The 18,601-nt window shown below is 37.8% G+C and carries 16 protein-coding genes and 1 pseudogene; 10 read left to right on the top strand and 7 right to left on the bottom strand.

Going from position 1 to position 18,601, the window contains the following annotated elements; translation table 11 throughout:
* The 3 genes from PHV30_08665 to PHV30_08655 all read left to right on the top strand — a co-directional run.
* Window positions 1–1,454 (top strand): CIA30 family protein (locus tag PHV30_08665; protein MDD5457090.1); only part of this gene is annotated, 1,454 nt, incomplete at its 5' end.
* 14 nt (window positions 1,455–1,468) lie between these two features.
* Window positions 1,469–3,328, top strand: coding sequence for an S-layer homology domain-containing protein (locus PHV30_08660; protein ID MDD5457089.1), 1,860 nt, complete (start codon window positions 1,469–1,471; stop codon window positions 3,326–3,328).
* Window positions 3,329–3,402: 74 nt separating this feature from the next.
* Entirely contained in the window at window positions 3,403–6,603 is a 3,201-nt protein-coding gene (locus tag PHV30_08655) for a thrombospondin type 3 repeat-containing protein (GenBank protein MDD5457088.1), read from the top strand.
* Window positions 6,604–6,882: 279 nt separating this feature from the next.
* On the opposite strand, the gene PHV30_08650 is transcribed toward PHV30_08655, so the two are convergent.
* The 3 genes from PHV30_08650 to PHV30_08640 are packed head-to-tail and all read right to left on the bottom strand — an operon-like array spanning window position 6,883 to window position 8,719.
* On the bottom strand, window positions 6,883–8,016 hold the full coding sequence (locus PHV30_08650; protein MDD5457087.1) for a homoserine O-acetyltransferase: 1,134 nt from the start codon (window positions 8,014–8,016) through the stop codon (window positions 6,883–6,885).
* 7 nt (window positions 8,017–8,023) lie between these two features.
* Window positions 8,024–8,257, bottom strand: coding sequence for a hypothetical protein (locus PHV30_08645; protein ID MDD5457086.1), 234 nt, complete (start codon window positions 8,255–8,257; stop codon window positions 8,024–8,026).
* Window positions 8,258–8,278: 21 nt separating this feature from the next.
* Complete coding sequence (locus PHV30_08640; protein MDD5457085.1) at window positions 8,279–8,719, bottom strand: type II secretion system protein; 441 nt, start codon at window positions 8,717–8,719, stop codon at window positions 8,279–8,281.
* A gap of 181 nt (window positions 8,720–8,900) precedes the next feature.
* Here PHV30_08640 and PHV30_08635 point away from each other — a divergent pair, with 181 nt between their 5' ends.
* From PHV30_08635 to thiE, 7 genes and pseudogenes are all read left to right on the top strand, one after another.
* Window positions 8,901–9,296, top strand: coding sequence for a bacteriohemerythrin (locus PHV30_08635; protein MDD5457084.1), 396 nt, complete (start codon window positions 8,901–8,903; stop codon window positions 9,294–9,296).
* Between the two features lie 42 nt (window positions 9,297–9,338).
* The gene (locus PHV30_08630; GenBank protein ID MDD5457083.1) at window positions 9,339–9,917 is read left to right on the top strand and encodes a tetratricopeptide repeat protein; all 579 of its coding nucleotides are present in this window, start codon (window positions 9,339–9,341) and stop codon (window positions 9,915–9,917) included.
* Between the two features lie 803 nt (window positions 9,918–10,720).
* Window positions 10,721–12,010: pseudogene (locus PHV30_08625) on the top strand (site-specific DNA-methyltransferase).
* Window positions 12,011–12,034: 24 nt separating this feature from the next.
* Window positions 12,035–13,759: a DGQHR domain-containing protein gene (locus PHV30_08620; GenBank protein ID MDD5457082.1), complete on the top strand. Its 1,725-nt coding sequence runs from the start codon at window positions 12,035–12,037 to the stop codon at window positions 13,757–13,759.
* Window positions 13,760–14,379: 620 nt separating this feature from the next.
* Window positions 14,380–14,871 (top strand): 2-C-methyl-D-erythritol 2,4-cyclodiphosphate synthase, encoded by a 492-nt coding sequence (gene ispF, locus PHV30_08615; protein ID MDD5457081.1) that lies wholly within the window; start codon window positions 14,380–14,382, stop codon window positions 14,869–14,871.
* Complete coding sequence (gene cysS, locus PHV30_08610; GenBank protein ID MDD5457080.1) at window positions 14,855–16,210, top strand: cysteine--tRNA ligase; 1,356 nt, start codon at window positions 14,855–14,857, stop codon at window positions 16,208–16,210. Before ispF ends, cysS begins: the two co-directional genes overlap by 17 nt.
* Window positions 16,203–16,817, top strand: coding sequence for a thiamine phosphate synthase (gene thiE, locus PHV30_08605; protein ID MDD5457079.1), 615 nt, complete (start codon window positions 16,203–16,205; stop codon window positions 16,815–16,817). The genes cysS and thiE overlap by 8 nt, the downstream gene beginning before the upstream one ends.
* Here thiE and PHV30_08600 read toward each other — a convergent pair.
* The 4 genes from PHV30_08600 to PHV30_08585 all read right to left on the bottom strand — a co-directional run.
* Window positions 16,795–17,127 (bottom strand): hypothetical protein, encoded by a 333-nt coding sequence (locus tag PHV30_08600; GenBank protein ID MDD5457078.1) that lies wholly within the window; start codon window positions 17,125–17,127, stop codon window positions 16,795–16,797. The two genes, thiE and PHV30_08600, sit on opposite strands and share 23 nt — an antisense overlap.
* A gap of 63 nt (window positions 17,128–17,190) precedes the next feature.
* Entirely contained in the window at window positions 17,191–17,379 is a 189-nt protein-coding gene (locus tag PHV30_08595) for a hypothetical protein (protein MDD5457077.1), read from the bottom strand.
* A gap of 50 nt (window positions 17,380–17,429) precedes the next feature.
* Complete coding sequence (locus tag PHV30_08590) at window positions 17,430–17,975, bottom strand: hypothetical protein (GenBank protein ID MDD5457076.1); 546 nt, start codon at window positions 17,973–17,975, stop codon at window positions 17,430–17,432.
* A 13-nt stretch (window positions 17,976–17,988) separates the two neighbouring features.
* On the bottom strand, window positions 17,989–18,601 hold a 613-nt coding region (locus tag PHV30_08585), incomplete at its 5' end, for a hypothetical protein (GenBank protein ID MDD5457075.1).

Below are 18,601 nucleotides of genomic sequence, written 5' to 3'. Positions count from 1 at the left end.
TCTGGGGATTTTATGATTGGACATACGACGATACATTAGCTCCGAATTTTGGAAATTCTACAATTAATATGAGTATTAATAATGTTGACGCTGCAAACGGAACTACATATTCCGCCTATCTGAACTATACTCTGGGTTCAGCATATTCCTATCGTTTTGCAGGTTTCGGCCTTTCTGTGACAGCGGATGGCGCTGAGGTTGATTTAAGTCAATATACCGGTATTGAATTTTATGTTAAAGGAAGCGGCAATAAACTGTCTCTTGAACTGAATTCAGCTGAATACGGCACCAATGCTAATTATTACACTAAAGAATATACAACATCAGGTACCTGGACCAAAATTGTTCTTCCTTTTAAAGATATGACTCAGCCTTCCTGGGCTCCAACAAAAGATATAACCAATGTCCTGAAAAGAATGAAGTCAGTACAATTCAAAGCTTCTTCACAATTGATTGAAAGCGGCTGGTTCAGAGTTGACGAGATCAAGTTTGTTACCACAGATTTTACAGCGCCGGCTCCTGTAACCGGAGTAACGGTAAATGTCATTGCGGATAATCTTACCACCGCAACAGTCAGAATTTCCTGGGTACCGTCAACAAGTTCTGATAATATCGGGACAATGGTGCTGAAGAGTACCGATCATTATCCTTTAACTCCTACTGACGGAGCCCTGATTTTTAATGGAGCGCTGAATAATGTTCTGGATACAATCACAAAGGGTGTTACTTATTATTATTCTTTATTCGCCATAGATCAGGCAGGTAATGTTTCAGACAGAACATCTGTGGGTTTCAATACTAATGGCGGATCACAGATAGGGCGGTTAGATGTAAGCAGTAATATTTACGCCGGTACAAAGTTGCTGGTAAATTATGATTATATCAGTAATCCGTTAACTTTAAACGTTTATGTGGACACTTCTCTTGTTTCTGCCGGAGTAGTCGGCACTTTGGTTATTAAAGATGCCGGTGTTACCATAAATACAGTAACTTTCAATCCGGTAGCTTCGGAAAATGCCATTGCTTCAGGTTTGAACCTGGCTGCAGGCACACATCCCTTGACCGTGGTAGCAGTTGATTGGAACGGTGAAAAATCTGCGCCTCAGAGTATCATTATCAGGGTAGCCGGTTCCAGCGATGCATTAGCTCTGAATTTCAACAGCGCTATTCTGCCATATCCTTCTCCTTACAATCCTGATTTAGGAACACTGGCAGTATCTTATGAACTGAACAAAGACGGCAATCTGGATATCTATATTTATAATATTCTGGGCCGTGTAGTTTACAAAAATTCATTCCTGGCCGGCTCCGAAGGTGGTAAAGCCGGATATAATGAAATAACTGTTCCCGCAACCGATTCTTTCGGGCAGAAATGGTCAAACGGTGTGTATATAATCCGTCTGGTCGCTGACAGAAAAGTTATCGGGACCGGAAAAGTGTTAGTATTACGTTAAAGGAGGTGGGTCTTATGAAATTATTATTAAAAACTGTTTTTCTTTTAGTTTCAGTATCTTTTCTTTTTGCGGAATTTACCGTAGATCCATCTCTTGCCAAAACAAGCGCGAGATCTGTGGCATTAGGAAATGCTTTTTCCGCGATGGCAGATGATTATTCAGCTTTGTATGTTAATCCGGCCGGTATGACTCAGGTTAAAAACATGGAGTTCGGTATGATGCAGAATACCCTGCTGGATAGTGTGTTCAGTTTTAACGGTGCCGGCATATTCCCCATGAAGAATATGACCGTTGGTGTAGGCGGATTGTTTAACGGAGTGAGCGGTATCCCCATTACTGACAGAAATCTGGCCAACAGTCGTATTATCAGTGTGGGCAGTTCGGATTATTCCAATACATTATTATCTGTAGCGATTGCTTCCAAATTCAAGACCCCTTTTACTCAAGCCGAAAACTTATCACTTGGTTTGAGTGGAAAAATGTTTATGGAAAGAGTTGGCGGCGCGGTACAAAGTAATGCCATAGGGTATAACGCCGATTTTGGGGCATTATATCAAGTAAATCCGGCATTGGACCTTTCTCTGGTATATCATAACTTTCTGCCATATGGTGTTAAATGGGACACCGATCATAATGCTAATCTGGATTACAGCATGACCGTAGGCGGACGATACACAATAATGGGTAATAAACAGGAAAACCTGATTTATATGGATAATCAAACTTTGGATATCCTGGGTGACATTGATTTTATGAACGCCAACAGCAAATTAATTCCTAAAGTCGGTATAGAATACAAACCCTATCCTTTTTTAGCTTTACGGGCCGGCGTGGTTAATGATTATGACGCCAGCGATCCTGCAAATGTTAAACAAGTTGCCAAATATGCTATTGGAGTAGGGGTAGCTTATCAGGGTTTTCGTATTGATTATGCTTATTCTCTGGATCCTAACAGTACTGATAACAATAGCCATTATGTTTCCATGCTGGTAGATATTTTTTCGGCAAAACCTGCTGAAGAAAGAGAATTGTCTTATATTAATCTGACCAGCATCAGCGATAAACTGATCACTTATAAAAAATATCACAAAATAGCCGGAACAGTCGCTCCCGGACAGGTAGCAAAAATAAAGGTTAATGAGAACTTCGTAACTATAAATAATAATAGTTTTTCGACAGATATTTCTCTCGGCGACTATGGCAAGTATGTAGTAAGAATAAAAGCTTTTGATGCCAACAACAAACTGCTGGGTTACCAGGATATACGTATTCTTTATCTGGCTTCGTTTGACGATGTTAAAGACAAGTATTGGGCCAAGAAATATATCGAGGAATTAGCGACTGCCAAAGTTATACAGGGTTATCCTGATAATACATACAGACCGGACAATCTGATCAAGAGATCGGAGTTTTCTGCTCTGCTTGTCAGAACCAAAAAGATTCCTTTTGAAGGTCGTTTCAATAAAGACGATGTAATCTTCAAGGACTTGAAAAATCATTGGGCCATGAATTATGTAATGGCAGCTTATCAGGCTGGTCTGGTAACAGGCTATGAGAATCGTATGTTCAAACCTGAAAAACCTACTATCAGACAGGAAGCGGTTATTTCTATGGTAAAAATGGATGACCTTATACTTCCGGTTGATATTCCCAAAAGCCAGTTTTCTGATATGAAGGACAATGATCCGTTGAATCGTTACGTGAGCGTGGCTGCTGACCATAATCTGATTGTCGGATATCCTGACGGCACATTTAAACCTGCCAGAAATATAACCAGAGCGGAAATGGCTAAAATTTTCTACAATTCTCAATTGGGCAGTGTTTACATAACCGACTTGTTTGACTGGTCAACCTATAAATACAACGAACCATAATCGGAAATTTGCCAACCATACAGAATTGTTGCAATAGATACAGATATTCGCCGATAATTTAATAGGAGTAGAGAATGCACACAATTAAAAATTTATGTAAATTTGTCGTAGCTTTTGCTTTGTTTTCCTCAGTATTATTTGCTTTTCCTGATTTCAACTTCAGTGTACACATAAGCGGAGCCGCAACCGGATATTGGGTCGGTTATGATAGTCAGTATATAGCTAATGTCTCAGATCATTGGGAAAATTATAAATATATCAGCATGTGGGTAAACAACGCTGGTGTTTTGGGAGATAAGGCCAAAATAGAGATTTTTGATAATGACAACAGCAACTGGACTGTTGATACAGGTTCAGGAAACTTGGGTGATGACAAATGGGTATTTGAATTCCCCATGTACTGGCAAAACGGCTGGCGTCAGGTGATTATACCTTTCAGTCTTTTTTCCAAAGATAATCCGGGGATTGGGAATGGTATAATGGATTTTGCTCCTATACCAGGTATACCATCTTTTTATCCGGGTGTATTAATGCTGGGCTTCGGTTCTATCAGCGCTACACCTACAGGCATAACAGATTTAAATATTAATACCGTCAGTCTGACAAATTCCACTGCCGGTGCAGACAGCGATAGCGATGGAATGCCGGATGCCTGGGAAATACAATACGGATTGAATCCCAATGTTAATGACGCAAACCAGGATAAAGACGGTGACGGAATAACCAATTTCCAGGAATACATTAATGGTTCTGACCCTACAGACCCGAATAGTCCGGTCAATCATCAAACAGGCCCGGTATATACCAGCACATTACCTACAGTGGATGCTTTTGAACGCGATCCCCTGGTTAATCCTACATGGAACGCGGTGGATGGGCTGAGTATAGCGGTTGATTATGACAGTATTCATGGTACCAGATCAATGAAAATGAATGGAACAGCAGGCGATTACTATGCCGGATATGCCAACGCCTATATAGCTAATCCTTCAAATAACTGGGGAGAATATAAATATGTGAAAGTTACCATAAAAAATGAAGGCAGGATCGCGGACAAACTCAAAGTTCAACTGGTAGATAATGATATCAGTTCCTGGAACATTGATTTAAACCGGGATGATGAATTTGCCTATGAATTTCCAATATTGAAGAAGAATACCTGGAAAGAAGTGGTAATACCTTTTCGTTTGTTCACGGATCAAAATTCAGGCAAGGGTAATGGGGTGTTAAACCTTACTCCTAACGGGACCTTCGCCTCTATTATGTTGATAGGTTTATCCGCCACATCAAGGGAAAAAACCGGGAGCATTACTTTGAACATAGATGATATTATTTTGACGAATTCTACCAACGGGACTGATACGGATGGTGATGGAATGCCTGACTGGTGGGAAATACAGTATGGATTAAATCCTAATAATTTTGCTGACGCCAATGGCGACATTGATGGCGACGGATTTACCAACGTGCAGGAATATTTCAGCAATACCAATCCCAGAATAGCCAATATTTTCCCGATAATAGAAAATTTTGAAGGTTTTGGTTATACCTGGACTGCTGCAGACGGTTTGGTAATAAACAGGGTGAATACAACTGATACTAAAATAGCTTCCAATGGTTCTTACTCCATGGAGATGACCGGAACTGCAACCAATTATTACGCCGGCTATGCCAGTGCCTGGGTAAAGGACGGTACACTGGATATAAATTCTTCCTATAAAAGTTTGCAGTTTGTGTTGAAAAATCTTGGCAAGGTAGGGGATAGAATCAAAATTGAATTACAGGTTTCCTGCAACACCGGAATTGATAAATGGGCATTTGAACAGGTTTTGAACAATAAACAGGAATGGCAGTACTTTACAGTTCCTTTGAACAGGTTTTACCGTGTAACAGCGGACAGTACCGGTGACGGTTTGATGAATATGTCGAGCAACGGAGATGACGGTCGTCTGAATCTTCTGGGTTTTTCTCTTATTAGCCGCACATCTACAGGGAGTGTGCATATATACATCGATAATATTCAGGTATCCACGCAAAACGTTTCGGATGATACCGATGGTGACGGACTGCCCAATACATGGGAAATCGCCCAAGGTCTGAATCCTTTGGACCGGAATGGTGTAAATGGCGCCAATGGTAACCCGGCCGGTGATGGGTTTATAAATATTGATAAATATTTTGCCGGATTGTCAGTCAACGTTCGTTATCCTTTTCCGGTGATTGAAGATTTTCAGGCGCCGGTTACAGGTTGGAATATTACCAATACCCTGCATGCTTCGTATTCAACATACAATGTTTTGCTGTCAGGGCAGGCTGTGAATTATTATGTGGGTTATTATAATAAGTATATAGGCAGTTATTTATTCGACTGGAGCCGTTACCTATATATAAAGTTGGATTTAATCAATCAGGGAAATTTTGGGGATAAGATGGTAATTAATGTTGTCGATAATGATATCCCTACTTTTTCAGTGGTTCCCGGAGGACAGGATAAATGGGCTATTGAAATCACTTTTCCGGATAAAGATCAGTGGCATACATACTATGTACCGTTCAGCTCTATGAAATTGGTCACTACTTCCGTTGGTAATTCCACTATGGATTTAAAGCCGGTAGAGCCGAAATACCCGGGCGCCATGATGTTGGGATTTGATATTATCAGTCAGATTTCTTCCGGCAATGTCAACATCGGCATGGGTTCTATTGTTTTAACCGGAAATATCCCTGCCAATGCGGTCCGCTATAAAGATTATTACGTCACAGGCATCACCGCCCCGGCTGTAACCATTAATATTCATATCGGCTGGAATTTGTTGACCTTAGGTATAACAGGTAATGTACATATAAGCCAGATTATCGCTTCCATTAACGCACAGGGTGGTAATGTTATTGAAGCCTATAAATTTTCCGGTGGTACATGGGTTGTTTATCCCGGAACGGATTTTACTGTAGGTTATGGGGAAAGTTTTTATATCAGAAGCCTGGTCAATAGTATCTATACTCCGCAGGGAGATATACCAACAAGCAAGGTATATTATTTTACAGCCGGCTGGAATAGTTTCGGCAAATCAATAGGTTTTTCTTATACAGCCAAAGAACTGGGAGCGGAAATAAACGCCAACGGGCTGGTATTAGAGAGAATAATGACCTATGATAACGGTACCATAATTTTTTATGATTACATAACAAACACAGGAACAAATTTTTCTACAGATACCTTTGACGGATTTTTCCTGAAGTTTAATACCAACTATACCTGGACGCCGCTCAGATAAATTATTCGCCTCTCTGTCACTTTGTGACATCTCCTCGCCTCGGCGACTTGTCTCGGCGAAGCACAGCGAAGACGGAAGCCTCCGGCGTAGCCTGGGTCTCCGTAAACGGAGAAAGAATTACGGCCAAATTTTTCATTTTTACCCATTTTGCAAATATTAACACGTTTACAAAACTGTCATTCCCGTAGAAACGGGAATTTAGGCTCTTCTCCGCTTGCGGAGAGGATCTGGCCGTAGGCCTGAGGAGAGGCGGAAAATGCGCTGAGTTTAAAGTTAAATCTAATTAACCGATTTTAAGAATTTTTTTATAGGTTCGGTCATTTTTTCAGTTTCAATCAGAAAACCGTCATGACCATGAATACTTTGAATTTCTACATAATCGGTTTTTCTATTTTTATTTTTTAATATTTCATAAAGTTTTTTGGTTTCGGAGACAGGGAACAACCAGTCCGAACTCATTGTTATGAATAGAGTACTGCATTTGATGGACTTTATTCCACGTTCCAGGTCGCCATTGGCTGACAGATCAAAAAGGTCTATGGCCCTTGTTATATAGAGGTAAGAGTTGGCATCAAAACGTTCTACAAATGTATGTCCTTTATAATGTAAATAGCTTTCTACCTCAAACTGGTCTTCTGCCTTATGAGTTATAACATCGGAATGGACCATTTTCCGTCCGAATTTTTTTTGCATTTTTTCTTCACTTAAATAGGTGATATGTCCGATCATCCTGGCAATGGCAAGTCCATATACCGGCGGTTTCTTGTTATAATAATCGCCTTGATTCCAGTTAGGATCAGCCATTATTGTTTGTCGTCCTATTTCATTAAAGGCTATTCCCTGCGGAGACAGGTGGGCTGAACAAGCTACAGGAATAATGCTTCGGACACGATCCGGGTGGCTTCTCGCCCATTCCAGTGCTTGCATACCTCCCATTGAACCCCCGGTTGCGCAAAGAAGTTTATTAATTCCCAAATGCTCAACAAGCTGTAGCTGTGCGTTGACCATATCCTTGATTGTAATAACAGGAAAAAGCATACCATAGGGTTTGCCGGTTATTGGATAAATGGATGACGGGCCGGTAGATCCCATACATCCGCCTATTACATTGGAACAAATAATAAAATATTTATTGGTGTCAAAAGCTTTCTTCGGCCCTATCAATCCATCCCACCAGCCGGGATATTTGTCTGTTTTGGCATAATAGCCTGCAGCATGTGAATCACCTGAAAGCGCGTTGAGTATAAGTATGGCGTTAGTTTTATCCCGATTTAGTTCACCATAGGTTTCATAAGAAATCGTTATTGGACCAAGTGTACGACCGCTTTCCAATGGCAATTCATCTGGCGGGTATCCGAAGGTGAAAGATTTTTTTTGAACTATTCCAACACTGTTAGGTGGAAATTCAGGCATTCAAATTTTATTCGACATCCGTATCTGTATCGTATTCAACAAAATCTTCTTCCAGATCGTATTCCTGGTCTCCGGAAGCGGAATTGTGAGCTGAGTTGTCGAAATAAGAACTGCTGTGCCAATTCCTTTTGGTCAGGGAATTTTCCTTTTCCTTTATTACCAGCTTGGAATCCAGGTCTTTGCAGTATACGCAAGTTTCTTTATAAATTCCATGTTTACATGACAATATTTCGTCTTCCACTATAGTTTACCTCCTAAAAATCTATTGGATAATTGCATTGGTGAAGAGTATATCATCACTGTCTTTATCCATGACGACTTCACCTTTTGTGGCGTTCCAGCTCCAGTTTTTGACGTGATTGGGGCCGTTAGAATAGATAACATAATATGGTTCGCTTCCCGGTTTTTTTGTAACAACTTCGTAGCCATAACGGTTGGTGGCAGTTCTGAAAGGATCTTTAGGAAGTTGCGGTATATAGCGTGGGTTGCTGGTTAGCAAATCTTCCAGAGTATCTGGATATTTATTATCGTGATTGCGGAAATAAGATTCCACCGCTATTTGCAGCGCTCCTATATCTCCTTCGGCTTTCACCAGCCAGGCTTCGGATTGATAACCACGGAAAGATGGTATCAAAATGCCTGCCAAAATGGCTATGACCGTCATTACAATAAGAAGTTCTATTAATGTAAACGCTTTTTTCAATGAATTTACCCTTCCATCTCGTTTATGTTAGCTTACTATAGCAAAAATTACGACTTTTTTAAAGAGGCTTTTAAATATAATTAACATATCTCTGATAATTGATGCAAAAACATTGATAGATGTTAATATTTTTTTATTGGACGAATTCATATATAATAATTTTTATAGACAGGAGTGGGTTATGCTTAGATTTGAATGGGATAATAAATATTCGGTAAACATCGATTCGATAGATGAACAGCATAAAAAATTATTAATGGTCATGAATGACCTGCATTATGCTATGGTCCAGGGGAAGGGACGGATAAAGGTGGCTAAGCTTTTACGCGCGCTGCTTGATTATTCTTTGACGCATTCCTCATATGAAGAAGCTTATATGTCGTCAATATCCTATCCCGGACTCAATAACCATAAACTGGAGCATCAGACCTTTATTAACAATATCAAATCATTTATGGAGAAAGCTGAAAATCCAAACATAGCCTTGCCTATAGATGTTATCAATTTCTTAAAGGACTGGTTTTTGAGCCATGTGCTGATTGAAGATAAAAAATATGAAGAATTTTCCAAGCGTTAATTAATGTATTGTGCTTACTGCAAAAAATTAGTTTCCGAAAAAATGGCCATTCGCAGAAATTTTTGCCCGTATTGCGGACGCAAACTGCATTGGTTCGGAATTCCTGAAGTAGAGCTCAGTAAACCCATTTTGCAGGCAATTTTGAAACGCAAGAATTTTTTAGTGCGTCAGAAACTGCAGCATATTAAGGAGTTTTATTTCCGCGAAAAGGTTACAGAAATACCTTTGCTGGAACTGCAGGATGCCATTAATCTTAATCCGCAGAATATTAAGGCCCGTTTTCAGCTGGCTTTATATTATATCGAGAAAAAAAGGCATGATAAAGCCAAGGAAGAATTTAATGAAATTCTGAAAATTGATCCGAAAAATGTTAATGCCTTTTTTCAGCTGGGCAATATTGCCGTGGAAGAGAAAAATTTTGAAGAAGCAATCACTTATTGCGAAAAGATATTGGAATATGAGCCTGATAATGTGGGAGCCATGTATAACAAAGCTGTGGGTTACTATTATCTGGGCGATCTGCAAAAGGCGCTGGATGAATTTCGGGCCATTCTGCTGAAGGAACCGGAAAACGAAGACGTGCCGAAGGCGATACAGGAGATATCGAGTAAATTAAATTAACGCAATTTGTCGCTTTAGCAACGCTCAGGGCTCGGCCGCCCTTTCGGGCTGCTTGGGGCTCTGACCACTAAGCAGTTTTTTGACAAAGGCATTTGCGGTAGAGTTGTAAGGTTAATCATTCATGGCAAAGAGAGCCATAATCGTGAAAATATGTCGTTATTGCCCATATATTCACGGTTATGTTGACTTAATCGTGAAAATATTAACGAAAAAGAGAATAGAATTTGGATTCTTTTCTCATAAGAACTATTCCCCTCTAATGAAGGAGAAGGAGAATGCAAGGCTTTTGAGAAAAGCTTTTAAAATCATATAAACTTTTTCTTTTATCGCAAAGAAGGTAAAAATCTTTTTAGGAAAAGAACATAAAACCATTTCCACTTTTTGAATGGCGCAAAAAGTGGAGAAAAACGCCTTTTGACACTGTGCTTTCACAACTCGAATTGTTGCGGTTTACTCCGTTAACGCTCGAACCCATCATCCTGATGGTCTCGCTGACTCCACTTCCTGTGTAGTCTTCACTCCGTTCACCGACAATTCTACGTTGTTCCAGCAATGTGTCTTTATAAAATTCAAAATTCTATGGCTCATCCATACAGCGGGCAGGGGGGAGGATTTCAATAGGAGCCATTTTGCGAGGCTTTTCACAATGGTGCTTGGAGGAATAAAAATAAAGTGTATATTGTACTAGACAACCATATATTTAGGGAGTAAAAGTAGTGGGGAATTTTTATAGCGTATAGATAAATATACAATTTTTGTATTATTATTTACTTTTAAGATATAATATTAAAACGGAAACCAAGATGAATGAATACTTAAATAAAGTTAACAATATAGATGCGAGGAATATTAATAAAATCATTAAAGACAAAATAGTCGATGTTATAATTACCTCGCCACCCTATTTCGATATGAAGGATTATGGCAATGACAAGCAAATTGGTTATGGGCAAAAATATGAAGAATATTTGTTAGATTTAAAAAATATTTTTAAAAAAATATACAATATAACAAAAGACACTGGTTCGTTATGGGTTGTTATAGATACATTTAAACGAGACAATCAAATAGTCCCTTTACCTTTTGATTTTTTAGGAAAAATAACAACTCCTGATGTTGGTTGGCTTTTACAGGATATAATAATTTGGAATAAGAATAAAACTGTCCCTTGGAGTAATAAGAAACAAACAAGGAAGATATTTGAATACATACTGCATTTTTCAAAAGACTCAAAGTTTAAATATAACTTAGATAAAGTTAGGGAATATGATCCAAAACAATAAAAACAGTGGTGGATAAAATATCCAGAAAGATATAATCCAAAAGGAAAGGCACCAGATGAAATTTGGAATTATGATATACCTCAGCAAGGTTCCTGGGGGAATTCTTATATTAGACATTTTTGCCCTTTGCCTACAGATATGGTTGCCAGAATATTACAGTTAACTACAAATGAAGGGGATTTGGTTTTGGATCCTTTTGCAGGTTCTGGAGCTGTATTATTTCAGTCTTCAGTAATGAGAAGAAACTTTATTGGTTGTGAATTAAATAAAGATTATATTGAAATGTTCAATAAATATTTTAGTGAAAAATTTAAAAAATATAACAAGCAATATGAAATTTTAAAAGATACTAAAATACAAGATGAATTTGAACAGAAGATTATTGATCTGAGGATACTGAAATACCCTAAAGTAATCAGAAATAATGTAAATAAAATTTATAAAAATGCTATTAAAACTATTTATGTAAGAAAGTTGGATAAAAAAGTATCAACAAGAAATAAAATAGTCGCAATTTCTTGCGAGGTAGTAGTTGATAACAAAATGAATAACACTACTTTTGAAAAGATTAAAAATATTATTAATCAAATGAATAACAAACCACCATTGTCCAAATTCGGAGTGGAACCGGAAATAAACTATTTAAAGAATTTTTACGATTTCAGCATAAAAGGAAAAGAAAAAATTTACATATATAAGGATAATAATACTCACAAATACTGTGATGTGCTAACTCAAACATCAATAATTAGTGATAATGTAATACTTAGTCCAATTAAAGTTGATATAGATGAAAAGGATTATATATAAATTAAATAAGGTAGATTAAAAATAATGTTAACTGATGAGCAAAAACAAGAAAAACGTGAAAAAGCCAGTTTTAAAAGAAAAATAATTTCTGTATTTAAGAATACTGGATTTCAATATCTTAATACAGAGAATGTGAATGTTAAATTTGGTCTAAAAAAAGGGGAGCTTGACTACGTTTTTTTATTTGAAAATATCATTTTGGTTTGTGAGGATACTATTACACGCGAACAAAAACACATCAAAACACATTTAAGAAATAAAACAATATTTTTTCAGGAAATCGTGAATGATAAGTCTAGTTTAATTAAATTCCTTAAAGAAAGATTTAATGATAAATTTGGTGAATTTCATATATATAATGACTCGCGTTATCAAATTTTTTTCCTTTATTTTACAAAGAATAAATTAAATCTTTCATCAGATGAGATTCAGTTATATCAGCCATGTCGAATTGTTCAACTGGCGTCGTTAAATTATTTTGTTAAAATGGCTCAGAATATAAAATATTCGGCAAGAAACGAGATATTCAGGTTTCTTGATGTTTCCTCAAAGCATCTTGGAATATCTAATTCTGCAGCAACAGAAAGAAATATTGAAACTACTATTATATATCCTGCTGATAATACTGGGTTGAGAAATGGTGTAAGAATTGTTTCCTTTATGATGTCAGCAGAAATATTGCTACGCAACTGTTTTGTTTTACGGAAAGATAACTGGGAAGATTCTATTCAGTTGTATCAAAGGCTCATTGAAAAACCTAGGATACAACGTATTCGGGAATACTTAGCTGAGCATAAAACAACTTTTTTTAATAATATTATTGTTAGTTTACCAAAAGGAATCTCTTTTAAAGATAAAGAAAAAGGTGAGGTTATAAATATAGATAATATTCATACATTTGAGAATTTTAAAATGTGCATACCGGATGAAATAAATTCAATATGTGTTATCGATGGCCAGCATAGAATATTTGCTCATTATCAAGGTGACGATATACACGAGAAAGTGATTTGTAAGCTGAGAGATAAATTACATCTTTTGGTAACAGGACTTATTTTCCCTGAGGGAATGAGATCATTAGAAAGAAGAAAATATGAGAGTGAGATTTTTTTAGATATAAATTCAAATGCCAAACCTGTTCCTCCAGATGTACTTCTTCATATTGAAACTCTTAAAGATCCATTTTCTAACATAGGGATAGCACGTCAGGTTCTTGATGAACTTAATAATAAACAACTATTTTTAAATTTTTTTCAACTTTCACTCATGGAAAAATCAAAAATTAAAATAGCATCTATAATTAAATTTGCATTAAAATATTTGGTTGATATTCTTAAATATCCAGATGATGAATACTCTTTATTTAATTATTGGAACGAAAAAGAAAAGGATACTTTATTAAAACAACAAAATGAAAAATTATTGAAGGAATATGTTGTGTTTATCTCAACAACATTAGAGGCTTATTTTAGTGCTCTTAAAGCTACTTTTCAGAATGATTGGTTGGATAATGAGTCAAAAATTTTATCAACTACCTCTATTAATGGTTTTATCATTGCCCTTCGAAGGTCTTTACCAAAATATAATATCAAAGGATTTGATTTTTATAAGCAATGTTTTGATAAATTAAAGATTAATTTTTCTAAACAAAATTTTCCTTATACATCAAGTCAATATGCAAAATTTTCAAAACAAATATTAGAACAGTGTTTTGATTTAATAACTGACGAATCCGAAAAATTAAACTAATTAAATTATTTTTATATTTCAATCTGAAAATTCTCTAATCTACAAAAGAAGTGGTACTCAAGGTCGCTTAAGTGCATCCAGAGTTTATTATGAAATTGCACTCATTTATTGGCGCTACTGTGTTTATTGTAGGTAGAGATTCAACCGTTTGTGGATGAAGTGGTTACTCCCCAGGGGGCTAGGGGTGAGGTTCGCCGGCGCATTGCGTAAGAGCCGTAGAATTGTCAACGAATGGAGCGTAAGCCAGTCAGGACAGACGGGCTAAGGCAACGAAACAGGATGTTGAGTTTGCCTGTTAGCGTAATGAGTTGCTACAATTCAAGGTTCTGCAGCACAGCGCCTAGCATTTTCTTTTGCTGCTTTTCTTTATTGCGATGATAAAGAAAAGCAGATAGATTTAGATTCTTTTCCCAAAAGAACTAAGGTTTCCTCCCCTTTAAAAGGGGAGGTGTGCTGAGCAAAGCGAAGTACAGAGGGGTATACTCCCTTTCTCCATTTATGGAGAGAGGGTTGGGGAGAGAGGCGCTCCCTTCTCTTTGTAAGAGAAGGGTCGGGGATGAGTTAAGGTCAGGCGAAAAAGTAATTGCTTAGACTTCACATCCTAAGTTATACTTTAACCCATGTACAGAGTAGGTAACGGCTTTGATGTGCATCAACTGGTTATCGGCAGAAAGCTGAGAATCGGCGGTGTGGAAATACCCTATGAAAAAGGACTGCTTGGCCACAGCGACGCTGATGTTCTGGTGCATGCCATTATGGACGCCCTTCTGGGAGCAGCCGGTTTGGGTGATATAGGTCAATATTTCCCGGATAATAAAATTGAGTACAAAAATATCGACAGCCTGATACTTTTAAAGAAAGTAAGGGAAATTATTAAAGAATTCAATATAGTTAATATCGATTCTGTAATTATTGCGCAGGAACCTAAAATGCAACCTTATTTTTCTGATATGAAGGAGAACATAGCCCGTGTATTGAGAGTTAATTATACCCAGATCAATATGAAGGCCACAACCACAGAGACTATGGGCTTCACCGGCAGGAAAGAAGGTATAGCCGTACTGGCTACCGCTCTTTTAAAAGAAAAAAAGATTAATGTTGAAAGTTTATAATACACTTACTCACCAAAAAGAAATTCTGAAACCTCTGCATGGCAAGGAAATCAAAATGTATGTCTGCGGAGTTACGGTTTATGATCTTTGTCATATAGGCCATGCCCGGGCTTATATTGTGTTTGACGTAATAAGGCGCTATTTGCTGTATCGCGGATATAAAGTGCTGTATGTCCAGAACTTCACAGATGTAGACGATAAAATTCTGAACCGTGCGTTGGAAAGAAAAATAAATCCGCTCCAACTTTCTCAGGATATGATAAAGGAATATTTCACAGACATGGACAGACTGAATATCAAACGCGCGGAAATCTATCCCAAGGTTACCGGGCATATTCCCGATATTATCGAATTTATTAAGCAACTCATCAAAAAAGGCTACGCCTATCAGGCAGGACATGATGTTTATTTTGATGTGGACAAGTTTAAAGAGTACGGTAAATTATCCAAACGTCAGGCAGATGACATGCAGGCCGGAGCGAGAATAGAAATTAATGAAAAGAAAGTAAATCCTCTGGATTTCGCTCTATGGAAGGGTGATGAAAAAAGCGAACTGACCTGGGAAAGCCCCTGGGGCAAGGGCAGACCCGGCTGGCACATAGAGTGCAGCGCCATGAGTAGAAAATATCTGGGAGACACTTTTGATATTCACGGTGGCGGACATGATCTGGTCTTCCCGCATCATGAGAATGAAATAGCCCAGTCTGAGGCGCTGACCGGTAAACCTATGGCTAATTACTGGGTGCATAACGGCTTTGTAAGAATTAACTCTGAAAAGATGAGCAAGTCGCTGGGTAATTTTTTTACCATACGTGATGTGCTTGCAAAAATTGATCCTGTTGTACTTCGAGCTTTTTTCCTGATGACTCACTATAGAATGCCCATAAACTATGCAGAAGAAGATATCCGTGATGTAGAAACCGCAATCTCCAGAGTAAGACATAGCCTGGAAAATTTGACACTTTCAAGTAGTAAAAATGTTACAACGAAACAGATAAACGAACTCCGTGAGGAATTTATAGAAGGAATGGATGATGATTTTAATACAGCCAGAGGCATGGCCGTGATGTTTCAGGTTTTGAAGGAATTCAACAAGAACCCTGATACAAAACTTCTTGCCTTATTAAAAGAACTAATGCATGTTCTGGGACTGGATATAAAGCCGCTTGAACATGAACCGGTTCCGACTGCTATCAAAGAAATGGCTGAACAGCGCTGGCAGGCCAGACAGCAGAAGGAATGGCAGAAATCAGATGATTTAAGAAATTCTCTTAAAGAAGCAGGGTACCTTGTAGAAGACGGTAAAGACGGTTATAAGCTAACGAAACTTGATGCCTGAGGTTCCTGAAAATTTTGGATTTTATGCGATTCTCACCGACCCGCTGGTTGGCTATACCAGATTAACCGAGATTTTAGTAGGAAATAATATACCTTTCATACAATTACGCGTTAAAAATAAAGACAGATCATTTATAAAAAAAATTGCTTTATCAATGCAATCTATAGTTAAAGGAAGTAATTCCAGATTGATAATTAATGATGATGTTCTGCTGACTAAAGAAATAGAAGCTCATGGAGTTCATTTGGGGCAGGAGGATATGCCCTATCAGGAAGCCAGAAAAATACTGGGCCCGGATTACATTATAGGTTTGTCTACGCATAATATGACCCAGCTGCAAACAGCCAACAGCTTACAGCCTGATTATATAGGCATCGGCCCGGTGTTTGCCACACCCACCAAGCAAAAACCTGATCCTGTTATTGGGCTGGACGGTTTAAAGTCAATGTATAAAGCCGCACAAGTTCCTGCCATAGCAATAGGTGGTATAAATATGGACAATTTGCAAACTGTACTGGCAACCGGAGTGAAGAATTTCAGTGCGGTTCGTTTGCTTAATGAGTCAAATCATCCACAGGCTGTTCTTAAGGTAATTTTAAAAATCTGAATCTGTGCTGGTTTGCCTGAATATATTCAAGAAGATCCTTTATAAGAATCAAGTTGTTGAAAGAAACAGGCTTCCATGGTTCTTCAAAAGCATTTTTAGATATTTTCGGTATATGCCAGAGAATAAAGGATAAATCAGTGCCTGATCCGCGCTCAATATAGATAATTTTCTTCCCATATAGCTGAGTGCCAGCAGAAACACCATGAAAATCTCTGGCCAGGACAGCATAAACTTCATCTTTTGTTTCTTCCTTTGAGGCTCTGATGATTGGTACATCATGGTACATTTCTACAATACTAAGATTATTCAAATCAATAGGAACAACTACCGGGGCCCACTCTATTTTGCCTGAATCGGATTTCTGTGCTATCAGCTAATTTATAGTTGGTTCGGCTGTTTTGTTTCCGTTACCGGAAGTTTTTTTTATGCCAAACAAAATAACTCCGGCTTCCAAATCTGCGTAGTTTTGTGCCAGGGTCAGGGATACATATTGTTCAGTTTCAGTTAGTTCTGATATAAGTATCTCCGGACAGGATTTTTCTGCTATAACTTTTCTTTTCATAAAGTCCTCCTTAGTTTAAATACATTAAATATTACGTTTACTGATCCAAACTATTTCAATTTATTTATAAATTTAATAACCGGATGCGCCTGTGCTAATTCCGAATACGCGCCGGACGGATATTTTTCTCCTTCAAAAGGTTCGCCCAGCTCATGGAAAGGTGCTTTGGTTACACCTATAAGGCTTTTGTCTATATTATCCGGTAAAATAGAGGTTGTTCTCCACCACTTAGCATATTTTTTTAGATGATAGGCACTTAAGGGCAGGGGTTTGTTTGTTTGAAATATCAGGAAGAACCCTGTATGTCTGGGGTCAAGATCGGGTTTGTCGATACTGTTGGGGAATAATTCGCAAACAGCTCCCTGGTTAGCATAAAACATTGGTTCCAGTATAAATTCTTTCCTGAGTTTTTCGCTTACTCCCGGCAGTCCGTATTCGTTCAGGCCGAAAGCCAGACGCGGTTCGTTCTCCAAACGGATCATGGAGCTTTTCTTTATTTGTCCATTTTTTCCAAGAAGCGATTCATTCTTTTCATGGGGTGCGACACCCCTGATATAATAAAATTTTAGTTCATGAGAGACAATTTTGTTTTTCATGCTTTAATGGAAATTAATACATTGGGCTTATTTCCTGCTTTACTCTGGAAACGGCCTTTTCAAAGTCTTGTTGTTCGGCTTTGCTGGTCAGCATGCTTCTATAATGGCGAATATCATATATAAAATTTACCGCTCCATAATCGAAATTATTTTGCCCATGCCACGGCTTGCTGGCATAAAATTGTTTATAAATACCCTGTATCAAGAAATAAAAATGTTCTTCCTTTGTAGTTTCGGCCATCATCATTCTGTCTATAACTTTCCTCATCAATCCTTCTTCCATTAAACGTTTTTCATAATAGTGTACTCTGGTCAGAGATTTACCAATTATATTCAGAAGTTCATTTACTTTTTCCGGCGCTTCTTTTTTGCAAATTGTCAGCGTTTTGAGTATTAAAAATGGAAGTGTATCTTCCCAGTAAGAGGAAGCTTTATCAAATATTTTTGTAAAAAATTGTTTAAAGTCCTCACCTCCCAGGGCCTTACTGCTTTCAGTTATAGCGTTCTCAGCCGGATCAAAACTTGGAGAAATAAAATTCAGAACTATTCCTAAATTTTTGTTGATTTCTTGTGGACTTATACCTGAGACCTGCTCGGCTATAAGTTTGTTTTTCATTGCTGACATA

This window comes from Candidatus Margulisiibacteriota bacterium (assembly GCA_028715625.1).
Classification (GTDB): domain Bacteria; phylum Margulisbacteria; class Riflemargulisbacteria; order GWF2-35-9; family GWF2-35-9; genus JAQURL01.
Note: the sequence above shows the minus strand (reverse complement) of the source record. Positions and strands in the feature narration are given on the sequence as shown.